This window comes from Rhizobium sp. SL42 (genome assembly GCF_021729845.1).
Classification (GTDB): domain Bacteria; phylum Pseudomonadota; class Alphaproteobacteria; order Rhizobiales; family Rhizobiaceae; genus Allorhizobium.
Genome location: NZ_CP063398.1, coordinates 283,671 through 300,805, shown reverse-complemented (window position 1 = coordinate 300,805; position 17,135 = coordinate 283,671). Strand labels below are relative to the sequence as shown.

At 59.5% G+C, this 17,135-nt stretch carries 12 protein-coding genes; 7 read left to right on the top strand and 5 right to left on the bottom strand.

Annotated features, from left to right (window positions below):
• Positions 1 to 20: 20 nt before the first annotated feature.
• Entirely contained in the window at positions 21 to 926 is a 906-nt protein-coding gene (locus tag IM739_RS20375; RefSeq protein WP_237371630.1) for a transglutaminase-like cysteine peptidase, read from the bottom strand.
• Between the two features lie 341 nt (positions 927 to 1,267).
• On the opposite strand from IM739_RS20375, the gene IM739_RS20370 reads away from it, so the two are divergent.
• The 4 genes from IM739_RS20370 to IM739_RS20355 all read left to right on the top strand — a co-directional run bounded on the left by IM739_RS20370 (position 1,268) and on the right by IM739_RS20355 (position 11,090).
• Positions 1,268 to 8,263 carry a VCBS domain-containing protein gene (locus IM739_RS20370; protein ID WP_237371629.1) on the top strand — a complete coding sequence of 2,332 codons (6,996 nt, stop codon included), beginning with the start codon at positions 1,268 to 1,270 and terminating at the stop codon, positions 8,261 to 8,263.
• Between the two features lie 66 nt (positions 8,264 to 8,329).
• Entirely contained in the window at positions 8,330 to 9,526 is a 1,197-nt protein-coding gene (locus tag IM739_RS20365) for a hypothetical protein (protein WP_237371628.1), read from the top strand.
• Positions 9,527 to 9,713: 187 nt separating this feature from the next.
• Entirely contained in the window at positions 9,714 to 10,253 is a 540-nt protein-coding gene (locus tag IM739_RS20360) for a cytochrome b (RefSeq protein ID WP_237371627.1), read from the top strand.
• 21 nt (positions 10,254 to 10,274) lie between these two features.
• The gene (locus IM739_RS20355; protein ID WP_237371626.1) at positions 10,275 to 11,090 is read left to right on the top strand and encodes a RibD family protein; all 816 of its coding nucleotides are present in this window, start codon (positions 10,275 to 10,277) and stop codon (positions 11,088 to 11,090) included.
• On the opposite strand, the gene IM739_RS20350 is transcribed toward IM739_RS20355, so the two are convergent.
• From IM739_RS20350 to IM739_RS20335, 4 genes are read right to left on the bottom strand one after another with little or no spacing between them, the layout of a single operon-like run.
• Complete coding sequence (locus IM739_RS20350; RefSeq protein ID WP_237371625.1) at positions 11,043 to 11,843, bottom strand: class I SAM-dependent methyltransferase; 801 nt, start codon at positions 11,841 to 11,843, stop codon at positions 11,043 to 11,045. The two genes, IM739_RS20355 and IM739_RS20350, sit on opposite strands and share 48 nt — an antisense overlap.
• Positions 11,840 to 12,883 carry a glycosyltransferase family 4 protein gene (locus IM739_RS20345; protein ID WP_237371624.1) on the bottom strand — a complete coding sequence of 348 codons (1,044 nt, stop codon included), beginning with the start codon at positions 12,881 to 12,883 and terminating at the stop codon, positions 11,840 to 11,842. The genes IM739_RS20350 and IM739_RS20345 overlap by 4 nt, the downstream gene beginning before the upstream one ends.
• Complete coding sequence (locus IM739_RS20340; RefSeq protein ID WP_237371623.1) at positions 12,880 to 13,278, bottom strand: 6-pyruvoyl trahydropterin synthase family protein; 399 nt, start codon at positions 13,276 to 13,278, stop codon at positions 12,880 to 12,882. Before IM739_RS20340 ends, IM739_RS20345 begins: the two co-directional genes overlap by 4 nt.
• 11 nt (positions 13,279 to 13,289) lie before the next feature.
• Positions 13,290 to 14,294 (bottom strand): zinc-dependent alcohol dehydrogenase, encoded by a 1,005-nt coding sequence (locus tag IM739_RS20335; RefSeq protein WP_237371622.1) that lies wholly within the window; start codon positions 14,292 to 14,294, stop codon positions 13,290 to 13,292.
• Between the two features lie 161 nt (positions 14,295 to 14,455).
• On the opposite strand from IM739_RS20335, the gene ribA reads away from it, so the two are divergent.
• From ribA to IM739_RS20320, 3 genes are read left to right on the top strand one after another with little or no spacing between them, the layout of a single operon-like run.
• Positions 14,456 to 15,562, top strand: coding sequence for a GTP cyclohydrolase II RibA (gene ribA / locus IM739_RS20330; protein WP_237371621.1), 1,107 nt, complete (start codon positions 14,456 to 14,458; stop codon positions 15,560 to 15,562).
• 25 nt (positions 15,563 to 15,587) lie between these two features.
• Positions 15,588 to 16,376, top strand: coding sequence for a CDP-alcohol phosphatidyltransferase family protein (locus tag IM739_RS20325; RefSeq protein ID WP_237371620.1), 789 nt, complete (start codon positions 15,588 to 15,590; stop codon positions 16,374 to 16,376).
• Positions 16,373 to 17,128 (top strand): FkbM family methyltransferase, encoded by a 756-nt coding sequence (locus IM739_RS20320; protein WP_237371619.1) that lies wholly within the window; start codon positions 16,373 to 16,375, stop codon positions 17,126 to 17,128. Before IM739_RS20325 ends, IM739_RS20320 begins: the two co-directional genes overlap by 4 nt.
• The last annotated feature ends 7 nt before the right edge of the window (positions 17,129 to 17,135 follow it).

Sequence of the window (17,135 nt, the reverse complement as noted above, 5' to 3'; positions counted from 1 at the left end):
CACGGTTTTTCGAGCCGGGTTCAACCCGGGACGGAGTTGAAATCGACCGTCTGCGCGGCGATTGCCTCGCCTTCATTGATGAAGCCGTGGATCCACGAACGATTGCCACTCATCGAATAAAGCGGCTGATATGTGCGATAGCTGGTATCGAGGCCGGCATTACGGCGCAGATTGTCAAGAATGTAGTGACCCTGAGCCGTCGAAACCGCCAGTACGGCATGGTAGATGTTGCGGTCGGTAACGCGCAACACGACGATCGACATGCTGCTGTCCGGAATACCCATCGCCTTCAGTGCCGCCATCTTCAGGATCGCATAATCTTCGCAATCACCCTTGCCGGCGGCCAGCGTCTTGGCGGGTGCCGACCAGTGGTCCATCTTGCCGTATTGCTTCTCATCAGATGTGTAGGTGATCATGCTGTTGATGGCATTGCTCACATAGCTCAGGCGTTCCTGGAATGGCATCTGTTTGGCGATTGCGATCACCTGGGCCAGTCGCTTCTGGTTGGCCGTGCACGGTGCGTTGGAGCTAGTGCCAGTACCGGCGCATGTCGACATTTCAGGCATGGCCAATTGCGCGCGAACGCGCTGCCAATTGGCTGTCACCGGCAATTTGCCGAACGGTATGGTGACCGAGGCGAAGACCGCTGAAGACGCCGGCTTTTTCATCGAGGTATCCGGCTTTGATCGGGATGGCGACACTCTCGGCATCGCCGCTTCCGGCCGCATGGCGGCTGTCATGCGCGCATAGATGACCTCTGACAGCATGAGCTGGCTTTGCGAGCGCAATACATAGCCAAGGCTGATGTCGGGAAGGCGGCTCGACACGGCGAAGGCCGATGGTGCCATGGCGCCGACAAGCGTAAGGGACAGGGCGGCTGTCGTTGCTATTCTTTTTATTAGTTTTTTATTTGTTGAGAACCGCATGTCTTTCTCCGGGTTATGGGAGAAACCTACATTTAAGCTCCAAAAACTTCGAAAATAGACTTAGATTATTCTTATATAACATCCATGATGGCATTTATGTAAAATTTTATATTGTTGAGAAATGTCTCTGTGGCCTAACTGCCGTTAGGTGAGCCAAACAGCTACAGAGGGGCCTGATTTGCAAGATGAATATCAGGTTATGCATCAAGATTAACCAAAGAACAGATAGCTTGTAATTTGGCATATCAGATTATGTTTTAACCAATTTCCACCCAGTTTTGTTCGTTGTGCGGCCCGATATTCAATGGTTTACGTCTGGTTAAATTAATCAGGAGTTCACCATGCTGGATCGCAACGTTTCGAACGAGAATATTGAAGTTGAAGCTGAGTATATCGCTGAGGCCACTCAGCCGGCAGCAAGGATCGTCGAAGTTGCCCAGGCCAGCAGCCAGGATCCGGCTTTCGTTGATCCGGCAACAGGCGCGGCAATCGGTGTGCCGTCGAATGGTCAGTCCAATCCAGCCGCCACGCGCTTCGTCGCCGACGCGTCCAACACGATTACGCTGCCGGTCGGTGTTTCGCTCGACAACATCGAGATTGACGGCAACGACATCATTCTCGTCCAGGCCGATGGCACCCGGATCGTCATCGAAGGCGGCGCGCTGAACGTTCCGACCTTTCTGATCGGTGCAGTGGAAGTGCCGCAGCAGGTTCTGGTCGCGGCGCTCCAGGCGAATGGCATCAATGTTGCCGCCGGCCCGGATGGTGCTGTGTCCGTTGTCAGCAACAGCGGCAGCGCGGGTGGCAATTTTGCGGAAGGCTCCGGCGATATCGGTGAAGCGGGTGATGCGATTTCGCTGCTTTCCGACACGGATCAGGCCGATGACAACGATGGCGGCGAAGACGAGCAGCCGGTCGATCAAAATGATGCGCCGGAAATCCTGACGGCCTCCGACGGCGGCGCAGGCAGCGTGACCGAGGCGGTTGATCTTTCGGAAGACGAAATCGGCGATGCCGATCACACAGCTACTGGCACGATCGGCTTCACCGATGCAGATCTCGGCGACGTTCACACGGTCACGGTAGTTGCCGCTGGTGAAGGCTATCTTGGCAACTTCACCGCGGTCGTCACCGATAGCGCAACTTTTGACGGTCAGGGCACCGTCACATGGACCTTCACGGTCGCCGACAATGCCATCGATTTCCTGGCCGCTGGCGAAACACGCACACAGAGCTATGTCGTCACGATCGCAGACCGCAACGGCCTCCCGGTTCAGCAGACGATTACGGTCAACATCATCGGCACCAATGATGCGCCGGTTTTGGACGCCGGCAATGTCGAAGGCGTATGGAGCGACGTTTCGGAAAATGAAGAAGGCATGATCATCGATCTGCCGTCGGAGGCGGTGAAGATCGCCGTGGAAGGTGAAACATCTGGCGATGAGCCGGCATCCGAAGAGCTGCCTGCCACCCATTCGGTTGAAGGCGTGCTGAACTTCACGGATGTCGACCTCATCGACACCCATGTGGTTTCCGTCAGCGACAGGTCCGAGCAGCAGGAGCGGACCTATGTCGGTCAGCTCGAAGCTGTATTGACTCAGGACACGACCGGTGGCGCGGTCGGTGAGATCAGCTGGACGTTTACGGCCGACGACGCCGAACTCGACTTCCTCACCGAAGGCCAGCAGATCAGCCAGACCTATATCGTCACTGTGACCGACAGCGCAGGCGCTACCAGCCAGCAGACGATTACGGTTCGCATCTATGGCTCCAACGATACCCCGGTGATCGAAAGCGCGGTCAGCGAGGGCTCCGTCACGGAAATTGCCGACGGCGCCAAGGGTGAAAACGTTGATGTTCTCGAGGCGACCGGAACGATTGCGTTTTCCGACGTCGACACTATCGACAAGCACAGTGTGACCACAGAAGCGCAGGGTGAAGACTATCTCGGCACGTTCGAGGCAGTGATTTCGGACAGCGCGACCGGCGACAACGAAGGCGAAGTGACCTGGACATTCAAGGTTGCCGACGCTGCCATCGACTACCTCGCTGCCGGCGAGACCCTGACCCAGACCTATACCGTCATCGTTAGTGACGGCAAGGGCGGCACCGTTGCCCAGGACGTGACCGTTACCATCACCGGCACGAACGACGTTCCGGTCCTGGGCAAGGGCTCGACCGAGGCGACCGTGACGGAGTTTGTCGACGGACGTGGGCGTGATGAGACGCCGCGCGGCTTCGACAAGGGCGGCGACGAGCGCCACGGCGGCGATTGGGGCGCGCCTGCGAAGGCGCATTCGGCGACCGGTGTGATCAACTTTTCGGATGCGGACGACACGAACACGCATACTGTTACTGCTGCTGCCAAGGGGGAAGCCTATCTCGGCGAGTTCATTCCTTCGATCTCCAACGCTGCCACCGGCGACAATGCTGGCCAGATTACCTGGAAATTCACTGTCGATGACAAGGACATCGACTTCCTCGGCGCCGGCGACACGCTCGTTCAGACCTATACCGTTTCGCTGGTGGACAGCTCCGGTGCGACCGTCACCCAGGATGTGACGATCACGCTCGTTGGAACCAATGACCGCGCCGAGATTACCGCCAACTGGTGGGCCGGCGACGACTGGGGCGTTGTTGTTGAAGACGGCAAGTGGAACAGCGAAAAGACGGCCTCGGGCGACCTCGACATCAAGGATGTGGATCAGGGCGAAGCCGTGTTCCAGACACCGGAATCCCTCGAAGGCAAGTACGGCACCTTCACTTTCAACGCTGCAACCGGCCAATGGTCCTACGTCATCAACAACAAGCTCGCAGCCACCCAGGCCCTCAATGGCTGGAAGGTCGCTGAAGACACACTGACCGTCTACTCGAAGGATGGCACTGACAGCCACACGATCACGGTCTATGTAAATGGCACCAATGATGTCGCCGTGATCTCCGGCGAAAGCGCCGGCACGATCACCGAAGACGTCAAGATGACGACCGGCGGCACGCTGACGGTTTCGGATGTCGATACCGGCGAAGCCGTGTTCGATGCGCCGTCCGCCAAGGACCTGGTCGGCAAATATGGCGCGTTCGCCTTCAATGCCAAGACAGGTGAGTGGACCTACCAGGCTGCCACGGACAAGGTCCAGAAGCTGGCAGCCGGCGAGACGGTGACCGAAACCTTGACCGTCAAGTCGAAAGACGGCACCGACAGCCAGACGATCACCGTGACCATCACCGGCACCAACGACAAGCCGGTCTTCGTCTCGGGCGGTGAAACCAGCACAACCCTGACCGAAGGCAAGTTTGAAAGCGGCGACGAGGGTCATGGCCATGGCCACGGCTATGGCAGGCCCCCGGTGGTTTCCACCGAACTCAAGGCTTCGGGCGAAATCGACTTCACCGACGTGGATGCATCGGACAAGCACACGGTGTCCGTCGCTTCAAACGAAACCTACCTCGGTACGTTCTCGGCCAATGTCAGCAATGACTCGACCAATGACGGCAAGGGTACCGTCTCCTGGTCCTTCAAGGTCGACGACTCCAAGGTCAACTATCTCGCCGCGGGCCAGACGCTGGTCCAGACCTATACGATCACGCTCGACGACAAGAATGGTGGCACCGTCAGCCAGATCGTGACCGTCAAGATCGTCGGCACGAACGACGCGCCGGTGATCCTGTCCGGCTCGACGGATGCCGTCGGCGCGGTGACGGAGGATGCATCCAAGCCGGTCCTTACCGACACGGGCGTCATCACGTTCAAGGATGTCGACCTGATCGACACTCACACGCTCGACGTGTCTGGCTCGAAGAGCAATTCGCTCGGCGGCAAGCTGACGGTCACAGGCGTGACTGAAGACAGCGCGACGGAGAATGGCAGCTTCACCTGGACCTACAAGGTCGACAACGCAAAGGTTCAGTATCTCGGCGCAGGCGACACGGCGACGGAAACCTTCACCGTCACCATCTCCGACGGCAAGGGTGGCTCGATCACCCAGGACATTACCGTAACGGTCACTGGCACGAACGATGCGGCGACCATTAGCGCCGACTGGTGGGATGGCGGCGATTTTGGCTATGTCAAGGAAGACGGCATCTACAACAGCGAGAAGATCGCCTCCGGCGACCTCGACATCACGGATGTTGACCAGGGTGAAGCTGTATTCAAGCAGCCGAGCGCAGATGACCTTGATGGTACCTATGGTACCTTCCAGTTCAACAAGCAGACCGGCGAATGGTATTACACGATCGACAATGCTCGGGCGGAAACCCAGGCGCTGAATGGTGGCACGGAGGTCTATGACACGCTGACCGTATGGTCGGCTGACGGCACCGACAGCCACACCGTCTATGTTCTGGTCAGCGGCACGAATGACAACGCGGTCATCTCCGGCAAGGCCGATGGCATCGTTGTCGAAGACGGCGTCCAGACGGCTGGCGGCACACTGTCGGTCAAGGATGTCGATGCCGGCGAAGCCAAGTTCCAGTCTGTCTCGGACTGGGCCCTGGCTGGCACCTATGGCAAGTTCACCTTCAATGCCACGACCGGCGAGTGGACCTACAAGGTCGACAACAGCAAGGTTCAGGCACTCGGCGCCGGCGATACGGTTACCGACAGCCTGACGGTACGCTCGTTCGATGGCACTGATAGCCAGGTGATCAAGGTCACCATCAACGGCACGAACGATCCGGCTGAAATCACCGGCACAAAGACCGGTGCAGTTGTCGAAGACGGCGTGTCCTACGCATCGGGCGATCTCGACATCAAGGATGTCGACGACGGCGAGGCAAAGTTTGTCAAGATCGAAGGCAATGCGCTGAACGGCACCTACGGCAAGTTCACCTTCAATCAGAACAGCGGCAAGTGGGAATATCGTCTCGACAACACCCTTGCCGCGACGCAGGCTTTGAAGGCTGGCCAAGCGGTCATCGAAACGCTGACAGTCAAGGCTGTCGATGGCACCACAGCCTTGGTCAAGGTGACGGTGACCGGCACGAATGACGGTGCATCGATCAGCGGCAGCAAGGGTGGCTCGGTCACGGAAGATGGCGGCCAGACTGCAGAAGGTACACTCACCGTTTCCGACAAGGACACGGGCGAAAACCAGCTCGCAGCCCCGGCCTCGCTTGCCGGCAAGTACGGCAGCTTCACGCTCGACACGGCGACGGGTGCCTGGAAATACACGCTCGACAACGCCAATGCCGATGTTCAGGGATTGGCTGGCGGCAAGAGCCTGACCGACACACTTGCCGTCAAGTCGGTCGACGGCACGGCAAGCGAAACCATCAGTGTGACGATCAACGGGACGAACGACGCAGCCGTCATCGGCACGCCGACCAATGCTGCGGTTACGGAAGACGTGGGTGTTGTCTCTGGCAATCTGGTTGCCACCGGTTCGATCTCGATCAGCGATGTGGATGCCGGCCAGAACTCGTTCAAGACCTCTGTGACCTCTGCGAACGGCAATGTCGGTTCGCTGGTTCTGCAGTCGAACGGCTCCTACACCTACACGGTGTCGAACGCCGCGGTTCAGTCCCTCGGTGCCGGCACGACCAAGGTCGACAGCTTCACGGTTACGGCGCTGGATGGCACGACCAAGGTCGTCGAGTTCACCGTCAATGGTGCCAACGACGCAGCCGTCATCGGAACGCCGACCAATGCTGCTGTCACGGAAGACGTGAGTGTTGTCTCTGGCAACCTGGTTGCCACCGGCTCGATCTCGATCAGCGATGTGGATGCCGGCCAGAACTCGTTCAAGACCTCTGTGACCTCTGCGAACGGCAATGTCGGTTCGCTGGTTCTGCAGTCGAACGGCTCCTACACCTACACGGTGTCGAATGCCGCAGTTCAGTCCCTCGGTGCCGGCACGACCAAGGTCGATAGCTTCACGGTTACCGCGCTGGACGGCACGACCAAGGTCGTCGAGTTCACCGTCAATGGTGCCAACGACGCAGCCGTCATCGGAACGCCGACCAATGCTGCTGTCACGGAAGACGTGAGTGTTGTCTCTGGCAACCTGGTTGCCACCGGCTCGATCTCGATCAGCGATGTGGATGCCGGCCAGAACTCGTTCAAGACCTCTGTGACCTCTGCGAACGGCAATGTCGGTTCGCTGGTTCTGCAGTCGAACGGCTCCTACACCTACACGGTGTCGAATGCCGCAGTTCAGTCCCTCGGTGCCGGCACGACCAAGGTCGATAGCTTCACGGTTACCGCGCTGGACGGCACGACCAAGGTCGTCGAGTTCACCGTCAATGGTGCGGCTGAAGCCACGCCGGTGACCGTCAACGAGAGCACAAGCGCAACTGGTCGCTACGCTTTTGTCGACAACAACGACTCGCCAAGTTCCATTAACTTTGACGCTTCCAAGCTTTTCAGCGGCGTGACGAGTGACACCAAGTATTCCTACTTGGTTGTCTCGGCCACAGACACACCTTGGCTGTCGACAGAAGGCAAGATGATCGAAGGTGATCCACGCAGCAATTATTGGAGTGGATGGAGCTACGACTCGAATGGTGACACGGGCCTCTATGTCTATCAGGTGACTGCGACAACAAACGGTGTCACTCAGACCACTTATGTAGCCTTCAGTGCGATCGAGAGCGCCGGCACAACTTTCAACATCCAGAACAATGGCAACTGGAACAATTCTGGCTCGTTGGATTATGCCAACGACCGCAACGGCGATGGCGATGTAATCAACATTGTCAGCAGCGGGATCAAGGATCAGGTGCAAGCCGGTGCGGGTGATGATGTTGTTGTCGGTTACTCTGATGACAACAACATTGATGGCGGTTCTGGCGACGACGCTATCTATGGTATGGGTGGCGACGATTTTCTCGATGGCTGGACCGGCAACGATTTTCTCGATGGCGGTGCCGGAGATGACACGCTCTATGGTTACGATGGCAATGATGTCTTGCTGGGTGGAGCGGGCAACGACTTCTTGTCCGGCGAATCGGGCAACGATATCCTGGTGGGTGGATCCGGCAACGACGATCTTTCCGGCGGCACAGGCATCGATTACCTCACAGGCGGTGCAGGCAGTGACACGTTCATCCTGAGCGATCTGAACGCTGTGGACGTGATCACGGACTTCAATGCTTCCGAAGACATGATTGATCTCACTGCGTTGTTGGACGGCATCAGCAAGACGACCGACCTTGAAACGTCGGGCTATGTCAAAGCTGTGCAGAGTGGCAGCGACACCTTGCTGCAAGTCGATACAAATGGCGGTGGCAACAGCTGGACCACAGTCGCGGTCCTTCAGAATTACACCCACACCAACGAGGCGATCCGCATACTGTTTGATGACAGCACGCATAAGCCAGTCGAGCAGCAGGTCTGATCCTTGCCTCTGATCACCACTGGTGGTTAAACAAGGACAATCAGAAAACAGACGGGTGGGGACGGCATGAAGAAGGGTCAAGTCAAAAGCATGCGCGGAGGTTTGGCCCAACTCCCCATCGTTGTCACATTTCTCATCGGTCTGGCAGGTTGCCAGACCGATGATCTCAAGCCGACCGAGGCCGACAAGGCGGCGGCCGGCGGGGCGGCCGCAACGGCCGTCGCAGTCAGCAATACGGGGCTCTACAACCAGACCCTGGGTGCGGGATCCGTGCGCATCGGCTATCTCGGCGTTCGCCGCAACGACCAGCCGAGCCGGCAGGCAGATAGCGAATATCGCGACGGTGCCGCCCTTGCGGTCAATTCGCTGGGCACGCAGCAGGTCAAGCTGACCATGCTCGAAACACAGGAAAAGCCGGAAGCGATCGAGGCGGCGGCGAAATCGTTGGCAAGTCAGAATATCGGACTGTTGATTACCACGGCTCGTGGCCCGGAATTCGAAGCGATCAAGCGCACGTTCGGCGACCGGCAGATCCCCGTCATCTCTTTCCAGATGAACGACGCGACCCTGCCGCCGGATGTCTTTTCCTTCGTCTCCAGTCCGGTCGACGGACTGGTCGAAGGCGCCTCCTTCGCCATGGCGGAAGGCTCGACCCATGCGGTGATCCTGGCGTCTTCGCCTGCCGAGAAAATCGAGGCGGAGCGCATTGCGCGGCAGATCAAGGCCTTTGGCGGCACGGTCGAACCGATCATCGAGGTCGCCGGCGGCCAGGTGCCCGCCAAGCAGCTTGCCGCCTGGAACAAGGCCGACATGGTCGTGCTGATGCCGGGTGTCAAGTCGCCTGGCGACGTGTTGAAGAAGACCGATCTGGCAAAACCGCCCAGGCCCGGGCGCCGTGTCGTGGCAAGCACGGTACTGACAGCAGCGGATCTTTCCGATCCCAAGATGACCGGTGCCATCGTCTGTCGCTATGACCAGAACATCCAGGCCCGTATCGGCAAGAGTTACATGACAAGTTATGGTATGCCGGCATCGACCCAGGCCGGTTACGGATTTGATGCGATGGCGATGGCGGTCGGGCTGGTCAACACCTATGGCGACGATGCCTTTCTCGTCGATCGCATGACCGCACCTGAAGGTTTTTCAGGCTCGCTCGGGGTCTTCCGGCTGGAAGAGGGTGGCAAGGTCCGGCGCAACTGCGACATCTTCAAGGTCGCCAAAGGATCCTACGTGTTTTTCCAGCGGGCTCCGGCGACCCTCTGATCTTTGGCATTCTCCATGGTTGCGGGATGACTGGCTGATCACCAGAGTGTGACCGGGCGGGCGGCAGAAGCCTGTGCTGTTTACATTGCCGCGGAAGCGGATCATCCTATTTCACTGATAAATCAACGGATGTGATCAGATGCGGAGGGGTATCTGGTCAACGGTTCAGTGGGAGCGAGTTGAGCCTATGACGAAGCTTGGAGAGCCGCTCGGGGACGAAGGCAGATATCCGTCCGGGCTGCGGTTGCTGCATTGGATCATTGCCGGACTGGTGCTGGCCACATGGCCACTGGGTCTGATGATCGGCTTCGTCAAGGACGCGGTGAAGCTCGACTTCTACATGGTCCATGAAAGCATCGGCTTTCTGGTTCTCTGGCTGATGCTGCTGCGCATAGGCGCGCGGCTGACCGGCAGGATGCCAGTGATCGACGGTCCGGCGCTTGAACGGTTCGTTGCCGGCCTCGTGCATGGCCTGCTCTATGTCTTCCTGGTCGTCATGCCGGTGAGCGGCTTCCTCGCCACCAATGCCCATGGTTTTCCGCTCAACTGGTTCGGATTGATCCCGGTCTGGAGCCCGATCGGCAAGACCCCGGATGTCGCCGGCACTTTGTCGACCATTCATCAATGGAGCGCCTGGATCCTTTTGACGCTGTTTGCGTTGCATTTTGCAGCGGTCGTCTTCCATCACGTCATCCGACGCGACGAAACCTTGTATCGCATCCTCTAGAAGATCGCAGGACTGGCACGCATGCGAATGATCGAAATGAATGACGGGCTGTGGGCAAGGCTTCTCGCCTTGCGCGGCGGGAGCGGCTTTGCGGACGGGTCGGATTGTGAACCGGCCCTGGCGCTGTACGGCCCGATTGCCACCGCAAGCGAGCCTTTCGTGCTGGCCCAGGTGGGGCAATCACTCGACGGCCGAGTGGCGACGCCGACCGGCGACGCCCGTGACATATCCGGTCCCGACGGCATTGCGCATCTGCATCGCTGCAGGGCGCTTGTGGATGCGGTGATCGTAGGTGTCGGCACCGTCAAATGCGATGATCCGCGACTGTCGGTGCGCGCCGTCAAGGGTCCCGATCCCGTGCGTGTCATTATCGACTGTCGCGCCGAACTCTCCGGTGAGGAGAGCCTGTTTGACGACAGCGGCGCTCCGGTCGTCCTGTTGCAGGCGCATGACGCAGCGCAAAAGCGCTACCGCGCCGACGTCATCCGCATCCGTCGCCGTGCGAATGGGCTCGATCCGCGAGAGATCCTCGATGTGCTGGGTGAACGTGGCCTCGGTCGTATTCTTGTCGAGGGAGGCGCCCGGACGATTGCGAGGTTTATTGCAGGCGGGCTTGTCGATCGGCTGCATGTCGCGATTGCCCCCTTGATCATCGGATCCGGGCCGACGGGCATCTGCCTGCCACCCATTGACCAGTTGTCAGGTGCAACGCGGCCGAAGGCCACCGTCTATAATCTCGGCAGCGACATCCTGTTCGATTGTCGGCTTAGGCAGGACGAGCGAGTGACGTCAGCGCCTGCGCAGCGCGATGAGATCCGTGTGCCCAACCACGCATGAACTGCCCGCAGGCGCGATGCATGCCAGCCGGAAACCGAGCCAATCACGGATCTGGGTCGATGACAGATTGCCGATCTCGATCAAGGGATTGAGCATGCCGCGCAAGAGTTCTTCTTGCAGTCCTGCTTCCGCAGGACCCAGCATCCACGGGCTCGGAGCGACGCGGACGATGTAGCCGCTCCATTCCAGACCGAGACGAAGGTGCTGTGTCGCGTCCGGCCCAAGGGCGGGACCGAAACCCTTGTCGATGCGCTGGTGGCGATTGAAATCGGCGACCACCTGCTCGTCCAGTGGATGAGGCTGCGTCCAGTGCATCACGCCATCATAGTTGAGCGCCGCATAGAGCCCGTTGCCACGTTGGCTGATCGTCTCAATGAAACGATTGCAAAAGTCCGCCGAACAGAGGTCGAATAGCGCGGAGGCGGTGACAACCGTGACGCCATCGAGCGGCAGGCTCTTCAGGTCATTCAGGTCGTGCTGCTGGAAGCGGACGGCCGGTCTCTCACCGATCCGTCTTTCTGCTTCGGCAAGCAGCAACGGGTCATAGTCCAGCAAATGCCACGTGGTATCCGGCGGTACGTACGAAGACAGGGTTCGAAATGTCGAGCCCGTGCCGCAGCCGATATCCAGCAATGCACGATGCGGTTTTGCTGCAACCAGGTGCACACACAGGCGGTCGATCAGATCTAAAGCCCGAGCCCTGCGATCCGCAGGCTCCCGCAGTGCCAGCCAGTTCTTGTCGAAACCGCTCATAGGATCTTGTCCAGCGCTTGGCCGATGTGAGCTGCCGTGTCCTCCCAACTCGGCAGAAGAGCCCCGGCCTTGGCCGCCGCCCTGGCGCGCTCAAGCCGCTCTTGCGGGCTGAGCAGCAACCTGCGAAGGGCGGTTGCAAAAGCTGCGACATCGTCGACGGCAACCAGGATACCCGCGTCGTCAGGCACCACGTCGGGCACGGCTCCGGCATGGCAGGCGACGATCGGCAGGCCTTGCGACAGCGCCTCGGCAAACACCATGCCATAGCCTTCATAGCGGCTGGCAAGCGCGAAGATATCAGCCTTCGCCAGCTCAAGCCGGCTGTCGTCACATTCGCCGACAAGGGTGATCCGGTCGGACAAGCCGAGTGTCTCGATCTGCTCTTCGAGTGTTTTTGCCGTGTTCGGATCCAGATGACGGTTGCCGACGATGCGGGCTTGCCAGGCAAGGTCCTCGTTTGCCTTCAGGGCGGCAATCAGCACATCATGTCCCTTGCGGGGCGAAAGCGTCCCGATCGACACGATCCTGGGTGGTTCGCCATCCCCCTTGGCGGGCGGCGCCCGGTCGGTGCCAGGCAAAGCAACCGTGATATCGGCCTCTGCTACGCCGTATCGGTTGACGAGTTCACGCGCGGTGGCGTGGGACGTGACGATGACATGGCGAGCAGCCGACAATGCCGCAGTCTCCGAAGCGCGCAGGGTCTGTTGCCGTCTTTCGTTGAGGCCCGTCTCGAGAGCAAGGGGATGGTGCACGAGCGCGACGATGTTCAGACGCTGCGCATGCTGTCGTGCCCACCCGTCCAGAACACCATAGGCCAATCCATCGATCAGGAGCAGTTGGTCATCCATGAGCGCGGAAAGCTGCCGTTCGGCGATGGCCAGCGTTTGAGCCGAGGGAAACGGAAAGCCATCTCCGAGGCCAAGCAGCTCAACTTCCCAGCCGCTTGCACGAAGTTTTTCGATCACGCGTCGGTCATAGGCATAACCGCCGGTGTTGAGATCGAGTGCTCCCGGATAGGCGAATGTCAGGCTGCGCCTCAAAGGTCGGCCTCGTACCAGCCGCGCGCTGCGTGGGATTCGTGCAGTGTAATCTTCAGCTTGCAGATGCGATGGCTGCCCGGGCCGAGACGCCCGTCGGCGACGGCCTGCGCCAGCTGGTCGAAAATGTGTTTGGCGATGACTTCGGTCGTCGTCACCTTACCCTTGAAGACGGCGACTTCGTCAAGGTTCTGATAGTTCAGCGGCTTCAGGGTTTCGGCCAGAACCGTGCTCGCCGCGCCGATGTCGACCGCCAGACCATCCTCATCGACATCGCGGGTGAAAAAGGCGGCATCCACCACAAAGGTTGCGCCATGCATACCTTGGGCGGGGCCGAACACGGGACGCGGCAGACTATGGGCGATCATGATGTGGTCACGGACTTCAACGGCAAACATGGTTTCCCTTTTCAACGGTAGCGGATGCGATGGCACAGGGTCTCTTGCGAGGACAGGATATGCGGATAAGCGGTTTCAAGATCGCGGAAATCGGTTTCACCGGAAATCAGTACATCAAGACGTTGATCGGCCAGGAGTTCAAGCGCCTTGGCCATGCGGCGTGCAAAGCTCCAGCGCGGACGCCGAGCAGCAGAAATGGCCCCCACCTGCGAGCTGACGATTTGCAGCCGGCGGGAATGGAAGGTACCGCCGAGAGGGATGCTGGCCTGCCTGTCGCCGTACCAGCTGGCTTCGACGATGCGCGCTTCCATCCCGGCATGGCCGATCGCGCTTTCAAGGGCCTCGGACGATCCGGAGGCATTGATCAGAACATCAAACTCGCCCTCAAGAGCCGAGGCCTCCACGAAACCCAGACCAAGGCTTACGGCGAGGCGGGCGCGGCTCGGGTCGCGATCGACAAGCACGGTTTCGGTACCTACGATACCGGAGGCAATGAATGCGATCAGGCTGCCGACCACGCCCGCGCCGAAGACGGCTACCTTGTCGCCCGGCAGGATGCCGGCATCCCAGACGACATTGAGCGCAGTTTCCATATTGGCAGCCAGGATCGCGCGGTCTGCCGGCACCGTTTCTGGAAGGACTGATGCCTGATCTGCGGCGATCACGAAGACATCCTGGTGTGGATGAAGGCAAAAGACCATGCGGTGCATCAGCTCCGCCGGACCCACTTCGATCCGTCCGACGGCGGCATAGCCGTACTTGACCGGAAACGGAAAGCTGCCGCCCATGTTGGGTCCGCGCATGCGTGCGTGTTCGCTGACGGGAACCTTACCGGCAAAGACAAGCGCTTCCGTCCCGCGGCTGATGCCACTGAAGAGTGTGCGAACGCCGAGCTCGCCTTGCTGAGGACGGGGCAGATTTTCGTGGCGAAGTCGACAGCACCCTTCCGCCTCAAACCACAGCGAGGAGGTTGTCATGACGTCGGACACAGACTGTTCATCGCTCAAAGGCTTCACGCGGTCTTCCTCTTTCGCGTATTGAGACCATATCTCTGGCTGAACCTAGAGCGATAGTGCGTATTTGGTTGTCGCTATGATCAAAATATATTTACCGCACCGGCGCAATCCGGCTGTGTCTCATTGGCGTAATGTTCCGCAGTGTTCAAAGGAGTGCCAAGATGTCATCGACGCATGATTCCGCCTTCCAGTTTTCAACGCCGGCCGTCGAGGTTGAGCGCGCTGTCTCTGAATTGCGCTACGGCCGGCCTGTCATCCTGAAGGAGGGCGCGCGCCATCTCGCCGCTGTCTCGCTCGATTGCATTGCGCCGTCGCTCTACGATCAGTTTGCATTGGCTACGCAAGACAGCCATGCGCTTCTTCTGACGGCGCCACGCGCCGGCCGCCTTGGGCTCGGGTATGGACGAGACATGCTCGCTCCACTCGCCGGCGTGAGTTTCGACAGGGCGTCGCGGCTGGCATATGCCTTGGGTGCGGACCAGCCGCAGTCGTACCAGCCGGCTGACAACCTGGCGTCTTTGTCTTCCGAACTTGCCCGCATCGCCCTGTTGCTCCCCGCCATGGTCGTCGCCGATGTGACCTACAGCGCCGACCGGTTTTCCGGCTGTTGCTCGATCGAGGCAGACCGGTTGCGCGGTGCCGATGTTGCCCGCCAGCGCTTCGACAAGGTCGTTCGGACGCGCGTGCCATTGGCGGGCCTTGGCAAGGCGGAATTTGTCGTCTTCCGTGGAGGCCTTGCGCAGAAGGATCAGGTTGCGATCATTGTCGGTCAGCCTGACCTTACCAAGGCTGTTCCCGTGCGAGTCCATTCGTCTTGCATGACCGGCGATCTTTGCGGGTCGCTGAAATGCGATTGCGGTGATCAGCTTCGCAATGGCCTGTCCTTGTTGAAGCATGCCGGCGGTGGCGTGTTGCTTTATCTTGATCAGGAAGGACGCGGTACGGGCATCGGCGCCAAGATGCGCGCTTATGGCTATCAGCATCTCGGCCTGGATACGATCGACGCGGATGCCGAACTCGGTCTGGGTGAGGATCATCGGCGATACGAGGCAGCCATTGCCATGCTGCAACTGCTGGAGATCAAGCGCGTTGCGGTATATACCAACAATCCGACCAAGATCGCGGCTCTTCGTGCTGGTGGTATTTCCGTTGAAGCGCGGGCGCCTGTGAACGGGATCGTGACCGCGGAAAACGAGAACTATCTGCGCACCAAGACACTGCGCGCCGGCCATATGATGGACCTCGAAACGCTGGTTGCTGCGGAATAGGCTGCATCGCGTCGAGGAGCGGATCATGGTCAGCGAACCGGAGAGGATGGGTGATTGGGTTGGCGACGACGGGCTTCGCCGCCCCAGTTCGAGCCTGCTCCTGCGCGATACCCTCCTGCATCTGGCCGGCATATTTGTAGCGACGCTGGTGGTTGCAATGACCGCGACATTGCATGTGCCGCTTGGCTGGGATTTTGTTGTCTCGGCCATGGTCATCACCGGGGTGATCTTCGCGTTTGCCCTGCACGCGCTACCTGGTCACCCGCATCGACGTTTCGGGCCCGCCAATGTGGTGACGGCCGTTCGTGCGGCAATGGTCAGCCTGACAGGCGCGGCGGTGTTGTTTCTGAACCAGCTTGACCAGACGGATATCGCACTCTGGACCTTGGTCGGCGTCGTGTTGGTTGCACTGGCGATGGACGGCATAGACGGCTATCTGGCGCGCCGGTTTGGACACACATCCGAATTCGGTGCGCGCTTCGACATGGAAGTCGATGCCTTGCTGATCCTGATCCTCTCGGTCGCAGCGGCTGTCCTCGACAAGGCGGGCGTCTGGGTCGTGCTGATCGGATTGATGCGCTACGGATTTGTCGCCGCACAGCTGTTCATGCCCGGATTGCGCGGTGAGCTCTTCGTCTCCTTTCGTCGAAAGCTGGCCTGTGTCTTACAGATAGTCGCGCTTTGCCTAGTGTTGATGCCGTTTGTCGAGCCGCCCTATTCGAGCGGCATTTCGGCAATTGCACTTGCGATGCTGATTTATTCCTTCGGTGTTGATATCGTGTATCTGCTTGGCCAGCCGGGCAGACCGCGATGAACCTCAAGGCGCGTCTCGGTACTTCCTGGGGTCTGGTCCGTTCGCTTGTCGTCTACTACGCACAGCCTTGGCGCCGCCTTGCACTCAAGCGGTTCTATAGTCATCTGATCCAGCCAGGCGATCTGGTCTTCGACATCGGTGCCCATGTCGGCAGCAGAAGCCAGACACTGCTCTTGCTCGGGGCGAAAGTCGTCGCCGTCGAGCCTCAGCCCGTCTTTGCCGATTTTATCGAAGACCGTTTCAAGGGACGTCTGAAGGCCTTCGAGCGTGTGGCCGTCGGCCAGAAGCCGGGGCAGATCGACCTGTTGATCTCAAGGCGGCATCCGACCGTGACGAGCATATCGCCGCGTTTTGTCGAGACGGTGCGGAAGACACCGGGCTTCGCCCAGGTGGTCTGGGACCACAAGGTGACGGTGCCGATGGTTACGCTCGACCAGTTGATCACCCGCCACGGCGTGCCGGTCTTTTGCAAGATCGACGTCGAGGGAGCCGAGGCGGAAATCCTGGACGGTTTGAGCACGCCGATTGCGCTGATCGCGTTCGAATATCTGCCGGCCATGCCATCGGTCGTGACGCATGCAATCGGCCGGTTGCTGAGTTTGGGCGACTACCGTTTCAATCGTGTCGTTGGAGAAAGCCATCGTTTTGTCGGTGACGCGTGGATAAGCGCCGAGGAAATGCTTGACGAACTCGCAGCCATGCCACCGGACGCGTTCTCGGGCGACATCTATGCACGGCTGGAGCCCCGATGAGGGGCCA